The organism is Mesorhizobium atlanticum (assembly GCF_003289965.1).
GTDB lineage: Bacteria > Pseudomonadota > Alphaproteobacteria > Rhizobiales > Rhizobiaceae > Mesorhizobium > Mesorhizobium atlanticum.
On sequence record NZ_QMBQ01000008.1, the window covers coordinates 203,868 to 219,719 of the forward strand.

Consider the following 15,852-nt stretch of genomic DNA (forward strand, 5'->3'; position numbering starts at 1 on the left):
CCATTCGAGCCCGCCGAGGTTTCGCCCGGCGGGCTTTTTAATGCCTGAAAGACGAGAGCGCTGGCTCTTGCCAACAATGGTTGCGCCATGCGAATCGCCGACCGCTGCTATCCGACAGACCTGACGAGGGGTTCACCATGAGCTTGGAATCGGTTCGCGCCTTCTTTGCGCGGCATGCGCCCGACATCGAAGTCATCGTCACCGAGGCCAGTTCGGCAACCGTGGCGCTGGCGGCGGAAGCCCATGGCGTGACGCCGGCGCAGATCGCCAAGACGATCTGCCTGCGTGTGGGCGAAGAGACCATGCTGGTCGTCACCAGCGGCGTCGCCAGGCTCGACAATCGCAAATTCAAGGACAGGATGGGCGGCAAGCCGCGCATGTTGGGCGGCGAAGAAGTGCTGGCAGCCACCAGCCATCCGCCGGGCGGCGTCTGTCCGTTCGGCCTGCCGGCACCGCTTCCCGTCTATTGCGATCTGTCGCTCAAGGCCTTCGACGAGGTCGTCCCCGCTGCCGGCGCCACCAATGCCGCGGTGCGCATTGCACCGCAGCGCATGGCCGACCTGGTCGGCGCCATATGGATCGACGTTTGCCAGTAACAATTAACGCCTAGATATCTTCTTGCGGTCCGTCGAACGGCCTAGGCCGGCATTCGGCCGCGGGCGCTCGCTCGCATTCGGTTTGATGGCGGCGCTCATTGTCCATGCCTTTCGCTGCCGCGCCTCGACCAATCCGAAAAGCGTCGACTAACGGTCAAAGATTGGACATTAGTCTTGACAGAAATACATATGTTCAATACCCGTCAAGCGACCAAACAGCATGCGATATGGGAGGAATAAGCGGCATGGCTTCCAATATTTCGTTGACGGGCCTTGCCCGGGATCTCGATGAACGCGGCAAGTCCGGCAAGCCTATCCGCGTCGGCCTCATCGGCTCCGGCGAAATGGGAACCGACATCGTTACTCGCGTCGCCCACATGTCCGGCATCGAGATCGGCGCCATTTCCGAGCTCAACCTTCCGGCGGCCAGCAAGGCCGTCGATATCGCGTTCCAGGAAACCGGACACGCACGGGAAGTGTCGAACGCCTCGGCCATGACCGCTGCCATGGAGGCGGGCAAGATCGCCGTCACCAACGATTCCAGCCTTGTCATCGGCAACGAGCTCATCGACGTCGTGATCGACGCGACCGGCGTTCCGGCCGTGGGCGCCGAGATCGGCCTGCGCGCCATGGAGCACGGCAAGCACCTTGTGATGATGAATGTCGAGGCCGACGTCACCATCGGCGCCTATCTCAAGGCCGAGGCCGACCGGCTCGGCGTCACCTATTCTCTGGGCGCCGGCGACGAGCCGTCTTCCTGCATGGAACTGATCGAGTTCGTCTCAGCCATGGGCCATCCGATCGTTGCCGCCGGCAAGGGGAAGAACAACCCGCTCAACATCGACGCCACGCCTCCGGATTACGAGGAGGAGGCGAAGCGCCGGCATATGAATGTGCGCATGCTGGTCGAATTCGTCGATGGTTCGAAGACCATGGTCGAGATGGCGGCGATCGCCAACGCGACCGGGCTGGTTCCCGACAAGCCCGGCATGCACGGTCCATCGGCCACGCTCGGCGAATTGTCGAAGGTGCTGGTGCCTGAGAAGGACGGCGGCGTGCTGTCGAAGGTCGGCGTCGTCGACTATTCGATCGGCAAGGGCGTCGCGCCGGGCGTCTTCGTCGTGGCCGACATGTCGCATCCGCGCATCTCGGAGCGCATGGAAGACCTGAAGATGGGCAAGGGCCCGTACTTCACCTTCCACCGCCCCTATCACCTGACCTCGCTGGAGGTGCCGCTCACCTGCGCCCGCGTCGTGCTCTACGGCAAGGCCGACATGGTGCCGCTGGCAAAGCCGGTCGCCGAGGTCTGCGCCGTCGCCAAGAAGGATCTGAAGCCCGGCGACAACCTCGATGCCATCGGCGAGTATTGCTATCGCGCCTGGATCATGACGGCTCCGGAAGCCCATGCGGCGCGCGCGATTCCCTGCGGCCTGCTGCAGGGTGGCTCGGTCACCGCGCCCATCAAGAAGGGCGAGCTTATCACCTATGCCAATGCGGCGCCCGCGCCGGGCTCGAAGATCGCCGAGCTGCGCGCCCGCCAGGACAAGCTCGTTTACGGGACCGTAGAGGCGTGATCATGGCCGGAGCCAGCAAAGCCGTCGCGGATAGCCGGGCCAACCTACCCTTCGTCTATCGTCAGTACCGCCCCGAGCAGCTCAGACACGTGCTTCACAAGATGTACCTCATCCGCCGCTTCGAAGAGGGCGCGGAAGAGTGCTACATGCGCGGCCTCATCCACGGCACCATGCACCTGTCGATCGGCCAGGAAGCGAGCGCCATGGGCATCTGCATGCCGCTCGCCGAGGATGACCAGATCACCTCGACGCATCGCGGCCATGGCCATTGCATCGCCAAGGGCGCCGAGGTCAGCCGCATGTTCGCGGAGTTCTTCGGCAAGACCACCGGCTACTGCAAGGGCAGGGGCGGTTCCATGCATATCGCCGATGTCGCCAAGGGCAATCTCGGCGCTAACGGCATCGTTGCCGGCGGCATTCCGATCGCCGTGGGCGCCGCGCTTTCATCCAAGATGATAAAGACCGGCAAGGTGGTCGTCTCCTTCTTCGGCGACGGCGCCAACAATGAAGGCGCCTTCCACGAGGCGCTGAACATGGCGGCGATCTGGAAGCTGCCGGTGATCTTCGTGTGCGAGAACAACGGCTACGGCATGTCGACCTCGACGGCGCGTTCTACCGCGGTGAAGAACATCGCCGAGCGCGCGGCCGCCTATTCCATGCCCGGCGTGATCGTAAACGGCAACATCTTCTCGGAGGTCGCCGAGGCGTCCTTCAAGGCGGTCGAGCGGGCGCGCGCGGGCGAGGGGCCGACCCTGATCGAGTCCAAGACCTACCGCCACCGCGGCCATTCCAAGAGCGACCGCAACCGCTACCGCACCAAGGAAGAGATCGACGATTGGATGGCGAACCGCGATCCGATCACGCTGTTCGAGACGGAACTGCGCGATTTCGGCTTCATCGACGACCAGGGCATCCAGGCGATCCGCGACGCGGTCGCCAAGGAGATCGCCGACGGCATCGAGTTTGCCAAGGCGAGCCCGGCTCCCGAGATCGCCACCCTTGAGAACTATGTTTACACGGAGCAAGCGTGATGGACGCCGTGGTGCGTGAACTGAGCTACGCCCAGGCGATCCAGGAAGCCATGGCCATCGCCATGGACATGGACGAGCGCGTCTTCCTGATGGGCGAGGATATCGGCGTCTATGGCGGCGCCTTCCAGGTGACCGGCGATCTGGTCGAGCGCTACGGCACCGACCGGGTGATCGACACGCCGATCTCCGAACTGGGCGGCGCGGGTGTCGCGGTGGGCGCGGCCGTCACAGGCATGCGGCCGATCTTCGAGTTCCAGTTCTCGGATTTCGCCGCGCTCGCCATGGAGCAGATCGTCAATCAGGCGGCCAAGATGCGCTTCATGCTCGGCGGCGAGGTTTCGGTGCCGGTGGTGATGCGTTTCCCCGCCGGCTCCGGCACAGGCGCCGCCGCCCAGCACAGCCAGAGCCTGGAAGCCTGGCTCGGCCATGTGCCTGGCCTCAAGGTCATCCAGCCGGCGACGCCGCACGATGCCAAGGGCATGCTGCTTGCCGCCGTTGCCGATCCGGATCCGGTCATGATCTTCGAGCACAAGCTGCTCTACAAGATGAAGGGACATGTGCCGGAAGGCCACTACACCGTGCCGATCGGCAAGGCCGAGATCCGCCGCGAGGGCCGCGACCTCACCATCGTCGCGACATCGATCATGGTGCAGAAGGCGCTCGACGCCGCCGCGGCGCTGGAAGGCGAGGGCATCGACATCGAGGTGGTCGATCTGCGCACGATCCGGCCGATCGACCGGCAGACTGTCATCGACAGCGTGAAGAAAACCTCGCGCCTGCTCTGCGTCTACGAGGCGGTGAAGACGCTAGGCATCGGCGCCGAGGTGAGCGCGCTGGTCGCTGAAAGCGAGGCCTTCGACTATCTCGATGCGCCGATCGTGCGCCTCGGCGGCGCCGAGACGCCGATCCCCTACAATCCGGATCTTGAAAAGGCGACGGTGCCGCAGGTCCCCGACATCATCGCCGCCGCGCGCGACCTCGTGAAAGGGGTCCGCTGAGCGATGCCGACAGAAGTCATTCTTCCCAAGGTCGACATGGACATGGCGACCGGCCAGATCTCGCGCTGGTTCGCCGAGGAGGGCGCCAAGGTCAAGAAGGGCGATGTGCTCTTCGAGATCGAGACCGACAAGGCGGCGATGGAGATCGACGCGCCGGCCAGCGGCACGCTGCGCAACGTCACAGGCAAGGAGCGCGTCCACATTCCTGTCGGTGAGCCCGTCGCCTGGATCTATGCCGACGACGAGGTGTATTCGGCAGAGACGACGCAGAACAAGGCTCCAATCTCCCCGCTTGTGGGGGAGATGTCGGCGAAGCCGGCAGAGGGGGGCGCTGTCCCGCCAGCCTCTCATTCCTTCGCGCCCCCCGCTGCCCTGCCGGGCATCTCCCCCACAAGGGGGGAGATTGGCCAATCGCAAGGCGAGCGCGCAACGCCGCTGGCGCGCCGCTTGGCTCGTGAAGCCGGTCTTAAGATAGCCGAAATACATGGCAGCGGTCCGCGCGGCCGTGTTGTGCGTGCCGACGTCGAGGCCGCAGTTGCGGCGAAGGCCGCCGCTCCTGCTCAACTGGTCGCCGAGATCGCATCGCCAAGCCCGGCCGAACTCCCGTCCGCTTCGGCGCCCGCGCCAAAGCCGATGTCGGACGACCAGGTGTTGAAGCTGTTCGCCGAAGGCTCCTACGAGCTGGTGCCGCACGACAACATGCGCAAGACCATCGCGCGCCGCCTGGTCGAGGCGAAATCCACCATCCCGCATTTCTATCTGACGCTGGATTGCGAGCTCGATGCGCTCTTGGCGTTGCGCACGCAGCTCAATGCCGCGGCTCCGATGAGGAAGACCGACAAGGGCGAGGTTCCCGCCTACAAGCTTTCGGTCAACGACATGGTGATCAAGGCCATGGCGATGGCGCTGATGGCGGTGCCGGACGCGAACGCATCCTGGACCGAGAACGCCATGGTCAAGCACAAGCACGCCGATGTCGGCGTCGCGGTGTCGATCCCAGGCGGCCTGATCACCCCGATCATTCGCCATGCGGATGAAAAGACGCTGTCGGTCATCTCCAACGAGATGAAGGACCTGGCAAGCCGCGCCCGCAGCCGCAAGCTGAAGCCGGAAGAATATCAGGGCGGAACCACGGCGGTGTCGAATCTCGGCATGTTCGGCATCAAGGACTTTGCCGCCGTCATCAACCCGCCGCATGCCACGATCCTGGCGGTCGGCGCGGGCGAGGAGCGGGCCGTGGTCAAGAAGGGCGAGATCAAGATAGCCACCGTCATGTCGGTGACGCTCTCGACCGATCACCGCGCGGTCGACGGCGCGCTCGGCGCCGAGTTGCTCGGCGCCTTCAAGCGCATGATCGAGAACCCGATGAGCATGCTGGTGTAAGTCATCCCCGCAGGTCCTTGATCCGGCTTGCTCTTACGCCACGGGCCCTGCGATCACCGACTTGTCAGGCCGGCAGCTCGCAGGAATCCAGGCCCGGTGCTTGAAGCCGCCGCTGTTTCGTTCCACATCGGGCGCAATGAACGGCAAGATGCGGGAATGGTTTCGGAATTGGCGATGGGCCTTGGCCGCATCGCTGTTCCTGCATGCCCTGATCGCAGCATTCCTGTTCTATGGCCTGCCGAGGCCCGAGCAACAGCCGGACCAACAGGAGCAGCCGGTCAACGTCGCGATCGTGCCGCCGCCCGATCAGCCCAAGCCGAAGTCTGCGCCAAAGCCGCCGGAGCCGACGCCTGAAAAGAAGGCCGAGAAGCCGCCTGAGCAGCCCGTGCAGAAGCCACCGCCTCCGCAGCCGCCGAAACCGCAGGACATCCCGGTTCTGAAGCGCGTTTTCCAATATGGCGAGAAGGATACCGGACCGGAGAAATCTCCCGATGGCGGCAGTGCGCCGGCCAACGCCTCGTCGCCGGTCCAGGATCAGCCCACTAAGCCGCCTGTCGTATCGCAGCGCGCGCCCAGCCAGCCCGCTCCGCCTGTAACGCCAGAGCAGCAGGCGGGCACCAATAAGGCGCAAGAGAAACCGGCAACCGCCGCGCCGGAGGAAAAACCCGCGCAAAGCGAGGAGAAGCAGGCGACAGAGGACACTGACAAACAGCAGCAGGATAAGCAGGAGGCAGCTCCGCAAACCGCCGAAAAGCCTGCGGCCGAAGCGCCAAAGCCATCGACGGCCGAGGCCGGCGACAAGCCTGCGCCGGCCGAAAAGGTAAAACCTAAACCCTCCAAGGCGATGAAGTTCAAATCCGCAAGAGCTTTGAGAGCACCAAGCGCGAACCTGGGAAGGTCAAACTCCGCCGACAGCGAGGTTGCGGGATCGCCGATCTATTCGGGCCTGCCGGGCGTCAGAAAGCTTTACTCGCCGGGTGCGACCGGCAACGCGCTGGCCACAAGCTCGATGGAGAACGTGCCGCGCGATCAGCGCATAGCCAATCTTTGCGCCAACGTCCTGAACCAGGAATTGCAAAGTGCCGATTACGCGCCGAAATGGCTGCCGACAATTCCCCTGAAACAGGGCAATGTTCTCAACCCACCGCAGGCCGCCTTCAGCACGACAACCCAATGGTATGATCTGAGCTTCCGCTGCGAGGTCGACGCCGATGCGACGCGGGTCCTGTCCTTCAACTTCCGCGTGGGGGGATTGGTGCCGCCCGGTGACTGGACCCGGCGTCGCTTCCCCAGTCTCCGCTAGATTAGGCCGGCACACCGAGCTCGGCCAATTGCCGGCCGACTTCGTGCCAATCTGCGCAGACAAAATCGGCGCCGGCGGCCTTCAGCCGTGCGCCGTGCTCGGAATAGGTGTGACCGCCGCCGGTATAGCCGATCGCGATCATGCCGGCAGCGACCGCGCCCTGGACGCCGAACGGCGAATCCTCGACCACGATGCAGTCGGACGGCTTCGCGCCCATTTTGTCGGCGGCATAGAGGAAGATGTCGGGCGCCGGCTTGCCGTTCTTTACCATCGAAGAGGAAAAGATCGCCTCGCCGAAGAAGCGTGACAGTCCTGTCACCGACAGGCTGTGGTCGATGCGTTCGACCGAGGATGACGAGGCAACGCAGCGGTCTCCGGCTAGCGCGCCGAGGAAAGGCACGATTCCCGGCGTCGGCTTCAGCTCCTCGGTGAAGAGCAGCTTGGTCTCGGCCCAGATGTCGCCGTCGGCGGCGGGCGGGAACTGGTGGCCGGTCAGCTCCTTGATTTTTGCGATGATGTCCGCCTGCTTCATGCCGATGCATTGGGCGATGATGCCGCCATGGACGCCGGGCATTCCGTGCTTCTCGTAAACGCGCTCATAGGCCCTGGCGGCCAGCGGCTCGCTGTCGACGAGAACGCCGTCGCAGTCGAAAATCATCAGTCTAGCTTGCGCCACGCGCCTCTCCCAGCTCCTGTGCCAATGTGCACATCGCTATCGATAAAAAGTCAGATGTTCAATAGTGGGTGGTTCCGTGTCCAGCTCTCAAAGCTGACGCAGCGCCTCGCTGACCGGCGAGGATCCTAGCGCGCGCTGCATAGCCTGGCGCGACTGGGCGCGATCGGGCGTGATCCAGTTGGGCTCGGCGCCGAGAAAGCGGTCGAGGAAGGCCACGGCATAGGCGGGCATTTCCGTCGCGTTCTCGCGGTAGGACCACCAGGTGCGCAGGTCGTCGGCGCATTTGTCGATGCTGGGCGCCGTGCCGAATTCCTGCTCATGCACGGCCAGGATCGCCGACACGCAGTAGTTGGTATAGAGGAAACCCTCCGGCCAGAAGCGCACGATCTCCGCCGTGCCGGCATTGGCATCGGTCTCGATCATTTCCTTCAGACCTGAGACCTCCCGCGCCGGCGCCTGCCGGATCAGCTCGCGCAGCACCAGTCCGGCGGCGAAGACGATGAAGTCCGCGCGGTCCACGTCAGCGAATCGCTTCTGCGCTTCCATGACCTCGATCCAGTCGAGAAAGGCGCGCGTCAGCTTCGCCTCGTCGATCTCGAAGCGCACGCCGAACGTCTCCGACACCACCTTCGCGCTGCTGCGGAAGGTGGCGCGAAACCAGCGCAGCTGCCGCAGCCGGTGGCGAAGGTCCGGCATAAGCGCGAGTTCATGCCTGAAAGGCAGATCCATGTCTCATATCCCGTTTGACGACAGGCTAGCACAGGCGCCGCCGATGCCGAAATCGACCGGTCGCCTGTGGAGCGTTATGGCCACAAATATAATACATGTTGACATTCGAGGAAACAAATGTTCTCACTTTCGGGTCATCTCTGCTCCGTTCAGTATGTGCCGGAGAAAGAGACTCGGGAGGAGACCGAAATGGCGATCTGGCAGTGGGCGCTGCTTCTGCTGTTTGTTGTCTGGGCGCTGCAATCGTTGGGCGTCTGGCTGCAGATGCGGCACTATTCCGATGTCTTCAAAGGCGTCACCAGCCAATACAAGGACGGCTTCATCGGCGCCGGCAATTTCCGCGGTCGCCTCGCCAAGGGCACCATCGCGCTCATCGTCGTAACGCCGGATCTCATCGTGCGCCGCATGATGGTCATGAGCGGCCGTTCGGTGCTGACCAAGTTCAAGCGACATGAAGAATTCGAGGGCATCCCCCTCGATCGACTCCGGTCCAACCCTGCGATCATGGGGGAGGGGGAACCCGGTGTGGCCGAGGCCGTGAAACGGGCGATCGAGCAGATCGACCGCGCGCGGTCGGAGCCGGGGAAAAAGCCGGGCTTGGCCGGCTTGAACGTAGCAAGGGCTTAAACGACGCCGGCAGCCGGCTGGGAATGACCGGCAGGGGTCATAAGGAGGAGAAATGTCTGTAATTTCGTTATTGGCGCAGCATGCCGACCTGGCGGTGCACAACCTGCATGTCGCAGGCACCATGGTCTCGGATGCTGCCTGGCACGGCAAGCTCGGCGTCGAGCATGCCACCGATCATCTCGTGGTCCTGGCGCAGGCGACGACCGACAACGCGCCGGTGACCGCCGATCAGCTGAAGGAACAGCTGAAGAACGTGCAGCAGGAAGAGCAGCTCGGCTGGCTGACCGCGATCGGCAAGTATTTCATCGGCATCTTTCAGAAGGGTGGCGAGGTGTTCGCCGGCTTCGTCACCGGCATCATCCCGACCCTGGTCGTGCTGATGACCGCTTTCTACGCCGTGACCGAACTGGTCGGCGAGGAGCGCGTCCACGGTCTGGCGCGCGGCGCCGGCCGCATCGCGCTGACCCGCTATACCGTGCTGCCGGTGCTGTCCGTGTTCTTCCTCACCAACCCGATGGCCTACACCTTCGGCTCCTTCCTGGAAGAAAAGCACAAGCCTGCCTTCTATGACGCGGCAGTGTCCTATGTGCATCCGCCGCTCGGCCTCTTCCCGCACATCAACCCCGGTGAATATTTCGTCTGGGGCGGCATGCTGGTCGCGCTGCTCGACCTCGAGAAGCGGGGTGTCATCGCCAACGGCTATCACGTCAAGGTGGCCATCTGGTACGCCCTCGTCGGCCTCGTCGTCATCCTGCTGAAGGGCATCCTGACCGAGCGCATCACGGCCATCATGGCGCGCCGCCAGGGCGTCGAGCTCTAAGGGCGGGAGGGCACCATGACCAAGACATTCAAGGCAGTAAAGATCTCGAAGGGCTCCACCGGCTGGGGCGGCCCCCTGGTCATCGAGCCGACCGATCAGCGCAACAAGGTCGTGTCGGTAACCGGCGGCGGCATTCATCCGGTGGCGCAGCTCATCGCCGACATGACCGGCGCCCAGGCCGTCGACGGCTTCAAGTCGCCGCCGATCGAAAGCGAGATGGCGGTCGTCGTCGTCGACTGCGGCGGCACCGCACGCTGCGGCGTCTACCCGCGCAAGCGCATCCCGACCGTCAACTTGACGCCGGTCGGCCAGGCGGGTCCGCTCGCCCAATTCATCACGGAAGACATCTACGTTTCGGGCGTGAAGCCGGCCAACGTCACAATGGCGGACGGATCCGAAGCGGTCACCACTGCGGGGGGAGCAGCATCGATGAGTTCAAGCAACAACACCACTGCCAGGGCGGCCGAACCGCTGCCGAGTGAAGGCGGGCTTATCGGCCTGATCAGCTCGATCGGCCGCGTCATGGGCCGCGTGGTCGGCATCTTCTTCAACTCCGGCCGCCGCACCATCGACCAGGTCGTCCGCAACGTGCTGCCCTTCATGGCCTTCGTGACCATGCTGATCGGCCTCATCCTCTATACCGGCATCGGCGACGTGCTGGCGCAGCCGATGGGTCCGCTGGCCAACAACATTGTCGGCCTGCTGGTCATCTCGGCCATCTGCGGCCTGCCGTTCCTGTCGCCCATCCTGGGACCGGGCGCGGTCATCGCGCAGGTCATCGGCGTCGCCATCATCGGCCCGCAGATCGCCAACGGCACCATCTCGCCCGCAATGGCCCTGCCGGCGCTGTTTGCCTACAACACCCAGGTGGGCTGCGATTTCGTTCCCGTCGGTCTGGCGCTGGGTGAAGCCAAGCCGAAGACGATCGAGATCGGCGTGCCGGCGGTGCTCATCAGCCGCCAGATCATGGGCCCGGTTTCCGTGCTGATCGCATGGGTCGTGTCCCTGATCGTGTTCTAAGCCATCAGTAAAAACGAGGTTCGCCATATGTCGGTTCTTCTCAAGACACGGGTTACGGCAATTGGACCCGAAGTGGCGGACCTCGCCGAGGGCGGCGTGGTCATCCTTTTCGCGGATGGCTCGCCTCCCGAACTGGCCGAGGTCTCCGTGCTGCACAAGACGGAGGAGGGCCCGAGCGATAACGGGCCGGCGAAAGGCGCGTCGATCACGCTCGGACCGGTCTCGGCGACGATAACGGCGGTCGGCTCCACGGCCTGGAGCAAGGTCCGCGAAATGGGCCATGTCGTGATCTCCTTCAACGGAGCGACTGAGGCCGAAAGGCCGGGCGAGCTGTGCGCGTCCGAGATCGACACCGGGGCGCTGGTGACGGCTCTGACGCCGGGCGCTGTCATCACCATCGCCGCCTGATAGGATCAGCGCCGTCCAGGTGGCGCCGTAAGCTAGAGTATTGCCATGGAACGCTCGACCATCGTCAGAGTGCACGAAGGTTTGCACGCCCGTCCCGCCACGCGGTTCGTGAAGCTCGCCAAGGGTTTCGAATCCGATGTCGAGCTGGTCAAGGACGGCAAGGCGGTCAGCGCCAAGAGCTCGGTCAAGCTGATGCTGCTGGCGGTGAAAGAGAACCAGGAAGTCACCGTGCGCGCCAACGGCGCCGACGCGATCGAGGCGATCGAGGCGCTGATCGGCTATCTTGAGAACCCGCGCGCCGGCCTCGACGACGAGAGTGAAGCGGGCGAGGGCGGCTCGGAAACCGCAGCCGCGGCACCCGCTCCCGAGGCCGCGCCGCTGGCTGCCGCGCCGATGGATGGAATCTCCAAGCTCCAGGGCGTCGCCGCCAGCGAGGGTGTTGCGATCGGGCCGGCCTTTGCCCATTTCCCGCCGGAGATCGAAGGACCGGGCAGACGGCTGCGGGCCGATGAGATCGACAGCGAAATCGAGCGCTTCCGCGGCGCCGTCACCAGCGTCCAGTCCCGCATGGACCTCACGCTCGCCGAGGACAATCTCTCCGCCGGCGACCGTGGCATCGTCGCGGCGCTGCGCGACATCGCCGCCGACGACAGCCTGACAGGCGAAGTGGAAAGATTGATCAAAGGCGGTGACGATGCGGTCTCCGCCGTCATCGCTGCCGCGGCCACCATCGCCGCCGATTTCAGCGCGGTAGATGACCATTATCTCAACGCCCGAGCCGACGACGTCCATGCCGTCGGCCGGCAGATCTGCCTGGTGCTGCTCGGCCAGGACGAGGTCAGCCTGGAGACCATACCGCAGGGCGCGATCCTGATTGCCGACGACATCGGCGCCTGGGATCTGGCGCGCGCGCCGCTGAAGCGCATCGGCGGCGTGGTCTGCGGGCATGGCGGCGCCACCTCGCACATCGCCATCATCGCGCGCTCGCACGGCATCCCGGCGGTGCTTGGTCTGGGAAATAAGATCAACGAGTTGCGTGCGGCCAAGGAAGTCGCCATCGACGGCAATGCGGGGCATGTGATCGTCGACCCGGATGAGGCGACGCGCTCCGATTTCAACCGGCGCGTAGAAGCCGCGGCGCAGGAGCGCGCGGGCCTCAAGATATTCAAGGAAGTAACTCCTACCCGCGCCGACGGCACGGTGATCGAGGTCGCCGCCAATATCGGCTCGCTGGAAGAGATCGAGGCGGCGCAGGAAGCCGGCGCCATGGGCGTCGGCCTGTTTCGCACCGAGCTGCTCTTCATGCGCCACATGCACCTGCCGTCGGAAGACATGCAGGCCGAAACCTACAGCGCCTTGGCCAAGGCATTCGCGCCGCATCCGGTGATCGTGCGCACGCTCGACATCGGCGGCGACAAGCCGATCGCCGGCATCGAATTTCCCGACGAGGAAAACCCCTTCCTCGGCTGGCGCGGCATCCGCATGTGTCTCGACCGGCCCGACATCTTCAAGCGCCAGCTGCGTGCCCTGCTCAGGGCCGCCGTGCACGGCAACATCAAGGTGATGCTGCCTATGGTTTCTGAGATTTCAGAAGTGACGCGCACGCGGGCACTGGTCGATGAATGCGCGGCCGAGCTGAAGGCCGAGGGCGTTGAGCATGCGAGCTTCGATCTCGGCGTGATGATCGAGACGCCGGCTGCCGTGCTGATCGCGCCGGCGTTGGCGAAGGAAGTGGCGTTCTTCTCGATCGGCACCAACGATCTCACCCAGTACATCATGGCCGCCGACCGCCTCAATCCGACGGTCGCCAAGCTCAATGACGTCACCAATCCGGCGGTGATGTCGGCGATCGAACTGACCGCCAAGGCCGGTGTCGCCGCCGGCATCATGGTGGGCATGTGCGGCGAAGCCGCCGGCCGTCCGGACCTCATCCCGACCTTCATCGGGATGGGCCTGACCGAGCTCAGCATGAGCCCGGCCTCGATCCAGCGCGCCAAGAAGACCATCGCGGCCATGGCGGCTGAACGATAGCGGATCCCTCGCGGCGGTTACGTCAGATGCGCGAGCAGGGTGGCGAGAACCGGTGTCAGTTCCTGGACGGCATTGGCTTGGGCGCAAGCCTGCCGGATGCGATCCTCCCGCACTTCTGCCGCCAGCACCGCGATCTCGAGAATGTCGGGCTCGGACGTCTCGCCCTTGGTGGCGAGACCGCAGGCTAGCACGATCGGCGCCAGGCAATCGATATCAAACGACCTGTCGGTGAAGGTCGTTGCGGCCGAGCCGGTCTCGCCAAGCTGGATGGGGCGGTGGTTGAGGCATTCGACAAGCAGGGCCGAGCAGGCCGCCGCGATCTGGTCCGTGGAGGCCGCGGACGCTGTCGCTGCGGCGAGCAATTCTGCATGGCGCTTGCGCACTGCGGCATGGACGGCCGAAAAGCTCGCCTCATGCACCCTTGGGTTTTCTATGCCGAGCCCGGCAAGGACCGCCCGGGTCAGATAATACATGTCACGCCTGAACTGACGTTCGCCGTTTATCTGCCGGTCTTCATCGCCTTGCGGGAAATAGGCGCGCAGGCTTTTTACGGTCGTTCCGTCGACCTTGAGCGGCCGGGAATGCGGAACGAAGGATTCGGCGATCGTCAGCGCGTCGTCGACAGCGCTCGCGGCGTGGCCGAGCAGGCTACGGCCCGGAAAGGGAGGCAAATTGCCGGCTATATCGTGAGATGCCTCGCCGGCGCTGTCGTGGCGGCTCTGGCGAATGGCATCGCGCAGTTCCCGAAGCCGGTCCTTCAGGTTGGCGCGCACATCTTCGGAAATTTGTCGCAGCATCACCAATTGCCTCGAAATGCTGAAAGCCGGTCAGGGCTCTGGGGCGCCAGTCGCCCTCTCTAGATTGTTCGTCTCGCTTGGTAGATCAATAGACGATATTTAACCAGAACGCAGAATCGGCGGCGGTATCGCGGAGGGGAACTTGGGCAGGCGACGGCAGGGCGAATCTGAAAGCGGCAAGGCGACAGCGGAGGCGGCTGAGCAGGTCGTCAATGAAAGCCGGACCGACCGGCTCAGGATCCGCGCCGCCTGGATGTATTTCGTCGAGCAGATGACACAGAACGAGATCGCCGACGTGCTCGGCGTCGGCCGGGTCACAATCGTGCGCATGTTGGCGGAGGCGAGGGCGCGCAACGAGGTGAAGATCACCATCGAGAGCGAGCTCCTGGAGATCGTGCGCCTGGAGCGCGCGCTGGAAAAGACCTTCGGTCTGCAGCAGGCGCTGGTCGCGCCGCTCTCTGATTCCAACGCCGATCCGATCCCGGCGATCGCCGCCAAGACCGGCATGTTCCTGTCCGACGCGATGAAATCCGGCATGCGGGTCGGCGTCGGCTGGGGTGTGACGCTGTTCCACACCTTGCCGTTCATCAGCGCCAAGTCGCTGACCGACTTCAGCGTGATCTCGCTGCTTGGCGGCGTCGGTGTCGCACGCCGGGTCAACCCGGCCGAGTTCGCCTGGCGCTTCGCCCAGATTTTTCAGGGTGACGGCTATCTGATGCCGACGCCGGCCGTCGTCGACAGCGTCGAGACCAAGATCGCGCTGGTCGAGCGCTGCGGCCTGCAGGAGATTTTTGCAATGGCCGACGCGCTCGACGCGGTCCTGCTGAGCGTCGGCGGCATTGCTTCGGCCACCACCTTCTCGCGCGGCGGCTTCCTCAATGAAGCGGACCGGGAGGCCCTGCTGGCGCGTGGCGCCGTCGGCGATCTTCTGTTCCATTTCTACGACCGCAAGGGCGATCTGGTCGACCATCCCGTCAACAGCCATGTGATGTCGGTGGATGTCGATCGGCTGCGCAAGGCGCCGATCCGCATCCTAGCCTCGGGCGGCGCGGAGAAGACCGAGGCGCTGCTCGGCGCCATGAACCTGATTGCGCCAACCGTGCTCATCACTGACGAGGAAAGCGCGCGCCGTATGCTGGCGGCGCATGGGGCATGAATCAAGCGACGGAAGGGCTTGCCCGTTCCGCAATTGAACCGCGGAGGAGCTTGCGGGCAGGCTCCTCCAGCAGAATGAAGACGGCGACCGAAATGATGACCAGCAAGGGCTGATACAAAAGCCGTCCGATCCAGTCCCATTCTCCCGTGAATATCACTGGCTCCACTTTCGAACCGGAATTTGCAGGATGTAGAGGGCATAGCTTGCATTGCCCAGCAGCACGAGCGGCCTGCACGATAGGGCGCGTTGAACAAGGCCGTCATTGACGGCGCATGTCGTAATCAAGGCAACAAAGCCTATTGCTGCGAAAGATCCTGTCGATGCCGTGCTTGTCGCGATAAGCGCGGCCATCGTGAACGCCCCGGCCACAATGGCGGCCACGTCGTCACGACGACGGTTGAACGCGCCGGCCCGGAACAGCAAGGCGCAGATGATGCCGGTGATGAATTCGGGCATCCTCAGAAGCGGGAGAGGCATTGGCGCCATCCAGCTGAACGCGAGGTAACCTGTCGGCCCGTTATGCTCAACGATGGTGGCCGCGCTCCACAGGAACGGCCGCACGGGAATCGGTCAAGCCGGTCGCTCTCGGTCGACGAAAGCTCTGGGGCCAAGTCTCAGGCTGAAAATGGTCGGAGTGGCCGGATTCGAACCGACGACCCCTTGACCCCCAGTCAAGTGCGCTACCGGGCTGCGCTACACTCCG

The 15,852-nt window shown here is 64.3% G+C and carries 16 protein-coding genes and 1 tRNA gene; 12 read left to right on the top strand and 5 right to left on the bottom strand.

Annotated features, from left to right (window positions below; all coding sequences use genetic code 11):
• Positions 1 to 137 precede the first annotated feature (137 nt).
• From DPM35_RS25335 to DPM35_RS25360, 6 genes are all read left to right on the top strand, one after another.
• Complete coding sequence (locus DPM35_RS25335) at positions 138 to 596, top strand: YbaK/EbsC family protein (protein WP_112129935.1); 459 nt, start codon at positions 138 to 140, stop codon at positions 594 to 596.
• 245 nt (positions 597 to 841) lie between these two features.
• Positions 842 to 2,170 carry an NAD(P)H-dependent oxidoreductase gene (locus DPM35_RS25340; RefSeq protein ID WP_112129936.1) on the top strand — a complete coding sequence of 443 codons (1,329 nt, stop codon included), beginning with the start codon at positions 842 to 844 and terminating at the stop codon, positions 2,168 to 2,170.
• A gap of 2 nt (positions 2,171 to 2,172) precedes the next feature.
• A complete protein-coding gene (locus tag DPM35_RS25345) occupies positions 2,173 to 3,201 on the top strand; it encodes a thiamine pyrophosphate-dependent dehydrogenase E1 component subunit alpha (protein WP_112129937.1) in 1,029 nt (342 codons plus the stop codon).
• The gene (locus DPM35_RS25350; protein WP_112129938.1) at positions 3,201 to 4,199 is read left to right on the top strand and encodes an alpha-ketoacid dehydrogenase subunit beta; all 999 of its coding nucleotides are present in this window, start codon (positions 3,201 to 3,203) and stop codon (positions 4,197 to 4,199) included. The genes DPM35_RS25345 and DPM35_RS25350 overlap by 1 nt, the downstream gene beginning before the upstream one ends.
• A gap of 3 nt (positions 4,200 to 4,202) precedes the next feature.
• On the top strand, positions 4,203 to 5,582 hold the full coding sequence (locus tag DPM35_RS25355) for a pyruvate dehydrogenase complex dihydrolipoamide acetyltransferase (RefSeq protein ID WP_112129939.1): 1,380 nt from the start codon (positions 4,203 to 4,205) through the stop codon (positions 5,580 to 5,582).
• Positions 5,583 to 5,718: 136 nt separating this feature from the next.
• Positions 5,719 to 6,885: a DUF930 domain-containing protein gene (locus DPM35_RS25360; protein WP_112130034.1), complete on the top strand. Its 1,167-nt coding sequence runs from the start codon at positions 5,719 to 5,721 to the stop codon at positions 6,883 to 6,885.
• Between the two features lies 1 nt (position 6,886).
• On the opposite strand, the gene DPM35_RS25365 is transcribed toward DPM35_RS25360, so the two are convergent.
• Positions 6,887 to 7,543 carry an HAD family hydrolase gene (locus tag DPM35_RS25365; RefSeq protein ID WP_425373416.1) on the bottom strand — a complete coding sequence of 219 codons (657 nt, stop codon included), beginning with the start codon at positions 7,541 to 7,543 and terminating at the stop codon, positions 6,887 to 6,889.
• A gap of 105 nt (positions 7,544 to 7,648) precedes the next feature.
• Complete coding sequence (locus DPM35_RS25370) at positions 7,649 to 8,290, bottom strand: hypothetical protein (protein WP_112129941.1); 642 nt, start codon at positions 8,288 to 8,290, stop codon at positions 7,649 to 7,651.
• 189 nt (positions 8,291 to 8,479) lie between these two features.
• Here DPM35_RS25370 and DPM35_RS25375 point away from each other — a divergent pair, with 189 nt between their 5' ends.
• The 5 genes from DPM35_RS25375 to ptsP are packed head-to-tail and all read left to right on the top strand — an operon-like array spanning position 8,480 to position 13,196.
• The gene (locus DPM35_RS25375; protein ID WP_112129942.1) at positions 8,480 to 8,917 is read left to right on the top strand and encodes a transcriptional regulator GutM; all 438 of its coding nucleotides are present in this window, start codon (positions 8,480 to 8,482) and stop codon (positions 8,915 to 8,917) included.
• 52 nt (positions 8,918 to 8,969) lie between these two features.
• On the top strand, positions 8,970 to 9,737 hold the full coding sequence (gene srlA, locus DPM35_RS25380) for a PTS glucitol/sorbitol transporter subunit IIC (protein WP_112129943.1): 768 nt from the start codon (positions 8,970 to 8,972) through the stop codon (positions 9,735 to 9,737).
• A gap of 15 nt (positions 9,738 to 9,752) precedes the next feature.
• Positions 9,753 to 10,757 carry a PTS glucitol/sorbitol transporter subunit IIB gene (srlE, locus tag DPM35_RS25385; RefSeq protein ID WP_112129944.1) on the top strand — a complete coding sequence of 335 codons (1,005 nt, stop codon included), beginning with the start codon at positions 9,753 to 9,755 and terminating at the stop codon, positions 10,755 to 10,757.
• A 27-nt stretch (positions 10,758 to 10,784) separates the two neighbouring features.
• Positions 10,785 to 11,165 carry a PTS glucitol/sorbitol transporter subunit IIA gene (locus DPM35_RS25390; RefSeq protein WP_112129945.1) on the top strand — a complete coding sequence of 127 codons (381 nt, stop codon included), beginning with the start codon at positions 10,785 to 10,787 and terminating at the stop codon, positions 11,163 to 11,165.
• Between the two features lie 45 nt (positions 11,166 to 11,210).
• A complete protein-coding gene (gene ptsP, locus DPM35_RS25395; protein ID WP_112129946.1) occupies positions 11,211 to 13,196 on the top strand; it encodes a phosphoenolpyruvate--protein phosphotransferase in 1,986 nt (661 codons plus the stop codon).
• A gap of 17 nt (positions 13,197 to 13,213) precedes the next feature.
• Here the strand turns inward: ptsP and DPM35_RS25400 are convergent, their stop codons facing one another.
• The gene (locus DPM35_RS25400; RefSeq protein ID WP_112129947.1) at positions 13,214 to 13,993 is read right to left on the bottom strand and encodes a hypothetical protein; all 780 of its coding nucleotides are present in this window, start codon (positions 13,991 to 13,993) and stop codon (positions 13,214 to 13,216) included.
• A gap of 142 nt (positions 13,994 to 14,135) precedes the next feature.
• Between DPM35_RS25400 and DPM35_RS25405 the strand changes: the two genes are divergently transcribed.
• Positions 14,136 to 15,149 (top strand): sugar-binding transcriptional regulator, encoded by a 1,014-nt coding sequence (locus tag DPM35_RS25405; RefSeq protein ID WP_112129948.1) that lies wholly within the window; start codon positions 14,136 to 14,138, stop codon positions 15,147 to 15,149.
• 153 nt (positions 15,150 to 15,302) lie between these two features.
• Here DPM35_RS25405 and DPM35_RS25410 read toward each other — a convergent pair whose 3' ends face one another.
• Entirely contained in the window at positions 15,303 to 15,605 is a 303-nt protein-coding gene (locus DPM35_RS25410) for an acyltransferase family protein (RefSeq protein WP_146767985.1), read from the bottom strand.
• Positions 15,606 to 15,775: 170 nt separating this feature from the next.
• A tRNA-Pro gene (locus tag DPM35_RS25415) sits at positions 15,776 to 15,852 on the bottom strand.